The organism is Ruegeria sp. AP12 (assembly GCF_056540025.1).
The window spans coordinates 1-2,539 of sequence record NZ_JBQFVZ010000024.1; the positions used below are offsets into that span (position 1 = coordinate 1).

The 2,539-nt window shown below is 60.6% G+C and carries 3 protein-coding genes and 1 pseudogene; 2 read left to right on the forward strand and 2 right to left on the reverse strand.

What is annotated here, in order from left to right:
• Both ACR0E6_RS20760 and ACR0E6_RS20765 read left to right on the forward strand, forming a co-directional pair.
• Positions 1 to 453, forward strand: a pseudogene (locus tag ACR0E6_RS20760) (leucyl aminopeptidase family protein); the annotation flags it as partial.
• Positions 450 to 1,187: a C40 family peptidase gene (locus ACR0E6_RS20765; RefSeq protein ID WP_480566127.1), complete on the forward strand. Its 738-nt coding sequence runs from the start codon at positions 450 to 452 to the stop codon at positions 1,185 to 1,187. The pseudogene ACR0E6_RS20760 and the gene ACR0E6_RS20765, both read left to right, overlap by 4 nt.
• Here the strand turns inward: ACR0E6_RS20765 and ACR0E6_RS20770 are convergent.
• Together ACR0E6_RS20770 and ACR0E6_RS20775 are read right to left on the reverse strand one after the other, a co-directional pair.
• Positions 1,184 to 1,534 (reverse strand): DUF2794 domain-containing protein, encoded by a 351-nt coding sequence (locus ACR0E6_RS20770; protein WP_170380289.1) that lies wholly within the window; start codon positions 1,532 to 1,534, stop codon positions 1,184 to 1,186. The genes ACR0E6_RS20765 and ACR0E6_RS20770 overlap by 4 nt on opposite strands.
• A gap of 73 nt (positions 1,535 to 1,607) precedes the next feature.
• The coding region (locus ACR0E6_RS20775) for an ABC transporter permease (protein WP_480586871.1) at positions 1,608 to 2,539 on the reverse strand (932 nt) is incomplete at its 5' end.

Below are 2,539 nucleotides of genomic sequence, written 5' to 3' on the forward strand. Positions count from 1 at the left end.
GCAGAGGGGCGGCTGGTTCTGGCCGACGCGCTGGAGCTGGCGGATGAGGGGAAACCGGCTCTCGTGATCTCGATGGCTACTCTTACCGGCGCAGCGCGCGTGGCCGTTGGGCCCGATCTGGCGCCGTTCTACACCGATGACGACTGCGCCGCCGGGGCGCTGAGCAAAGCTGCCGCCCAAGCCGCTGATCCAGTCTGGCGCATGCCCTTCCACACACCCTATGAGACTATGATCGAACCTGGCATTGCCGATCTGGACAACGCGCCCTCGGGCGGGTTCGCGGGGTCGATCACCGCAGCCCTGTTCCTGCGCCGATTTGTTGAAGACAGCAATTACATGCATTTTGACATCTATTCCTGGCAGCCCAGCAAGCAACCGGGTCGCAGCAAGGGAGGTCTGGGGCAAGGCCCACGCGCCCTACTGACCGCACTGCCCGAGATTTTGGGCCTATGACCCACCTACGCGTCTTGGACCCGGTCGTTGACCTGCTGCGCAGCCCTGATGGCCCGCGCGATCGTCAGTTGCTGTTCGGAGACACAGTACAGCTTGCAGAGCAGAAAAACGGGTGGAGTCGTGTCAAGGCTGACAAGGATGGCTATGTCGGATGGGTTCGCTCGGCCCAATTGGGGCCGCAACAGACCACGACCCATAGGATTGTTGCACCTGCCACACATGCCTATGAACAGGCGGATATGAAAACCCGCGATCTGACCTCGCTAAGCTTCGGAAGTTTCGTACACGCCCTCTCCCAAGCGGACAGATTTGTTGAAACTGAGCTGGGATTCATCCCAAAAGTCCACACGGCCCCGATTGCCGAATTGAACCGTGATCCTGTCGCTGTGGCCGAGTTGTTTCTAGGCACACCCTATCTGTGGGGCGGCAACAGTCGGTTCGGGATCGACTGTTCTGGGCTGGTTCAGGTGGGGTTGCTGGCCTGCGGTATGGCGTGTCCCGGCGACAGCGGCGATCAGGAAAAGGCCCTTGGTATCACTCTGCCCGAAGGATCAGAGGCCAAACGCGGCGATCTGTTGTTTTGGAAAGGCCATGTCGCATGGGTTTCCGGGCCGAATATGCTGTTGCATGCCAACGCGCATCACATGGCAGTCGCGTATGAATCCTTGGATCACGCCATCACGCGCATTCAGGCGCAGGGCGACGGGCCTGTGACGGCCCATAAAAGGCTCTAATCCGGGGAAACTGAGCGGATCAGCTTACGCTCCAATACCCGCAAGACCGTGCGCAGGTCATGGCCGCGTTTCAGGATCCGTCCGTCCATCCCCACAACGGAATACATCCCCTGCTTTTGGCGCAGACGAGGATGCTTCTCGATCCGGTAGATCGGATGCTCGGCGGTGCGTCGGAAGATCGAAAAAATCGCCATGTCGCGCAGGTTGGAAATTCCGTAGTCGCGCCATTCTCCGGCGGCGACCATCTTACCATAGACGGACAGGATATGGGACATCTCGCGCCGGTCGAACGCGACGGGCATCTGGGCCGAGTTTGTTGGGAACCGGCTGGGAGGCTGCATGTTCATACCCCAAGCCTTGCCGGAAAACGCGGCTGAATCAAGCCCGATGCGCAAGCGGGCCATAATTCGTCAACGGGTGTTACCGCCGTCCGACTTGTCGACATATCAGGATCACAGGCAGTAATCCAACGGCCAGAATGACCAAGGATGGCACCGCCGCCCCCTCGAGCCGCTCGTCTGAGGCCAGCCGGTAGGCCTGTACCGCCAGCGTGTCAAAGTTGAAGGGGCGCATGATCAGCGTTGCGGGCAATTCCTTCATCACGTCGACAAAGACGATCAACAAGGCCGTCAGCAATGAGGGCGTCAGGATCGGCAGTTGCACCCGCCTCAGTGTACCCAGAGGCGTCTGCCCCAAAGACCGGGCTGCGGCGTCCATATTGGCGTGAACCGTACTCTGCCCGCCTTCATAGGCACTTAGGGCCGCCGCAAGGAACCGCACCATATAGGCTGCCACCAGAAGCCAGATGGACCCGGTCACCAGCAGGCCTGTCGAGACATCAAATGTCGCGCGCATCCACGCGTCCAGCGCGTTGTCAAAGCTGGCAAAAGGCACCAGCAGGCCAACCGCGATCACCCCGCCCGGCACCGCATAGCCTAGCCGCGCGATATAGCTCGCGATGGTCGAGGGCCGCCCCGGTCTCAAACGCTGAAAGAACCCAACACTGACGGCCGCAATAACGGTGATGACAGCAGCCGTCCCGGCGAGGATCAGCGAATTCTGAATGAAGCCAAGGTAGCGGGGCGAAAGCAGGTTCTGCTCGGATTTCAACCCCATCTCGAACAGAACGACCACCGGCAGGAGGAACCCGAAAAACACGGGAATGGCGCAGAGGGCAAAAGCACCGATCGCGCGCCATCCAGTCAGTTGCGCCGCGGGCAGAGCTGCATGTTGCTTGCCCGCTTGATAATACTTGGCCTTGCCGCGCCGCGTGCGTTCAGCCACAGCCAACACAAGCGCGAAGGTCAGCAGACACAAAGCCAGTTGTGCGGCGCCTGCACGATCTCCCAGCG

Coding starts and splice junctions, on each gene's coding strand:
- ACR0E6_RS20770 (WP_170380289.1), bottom strand. CDS start 1,534: ATGAACATGCAGCCTCCCAGCCGGTTCCCAACAAACTCGGCCCAGATG.
- ACR0E6_RS20765 (WP_480566127.1), top strand. CDS start 450: ATGACCCACCTACGCGTCTTGGACCCGGTCGTTGACCTGCTGCGCAGC.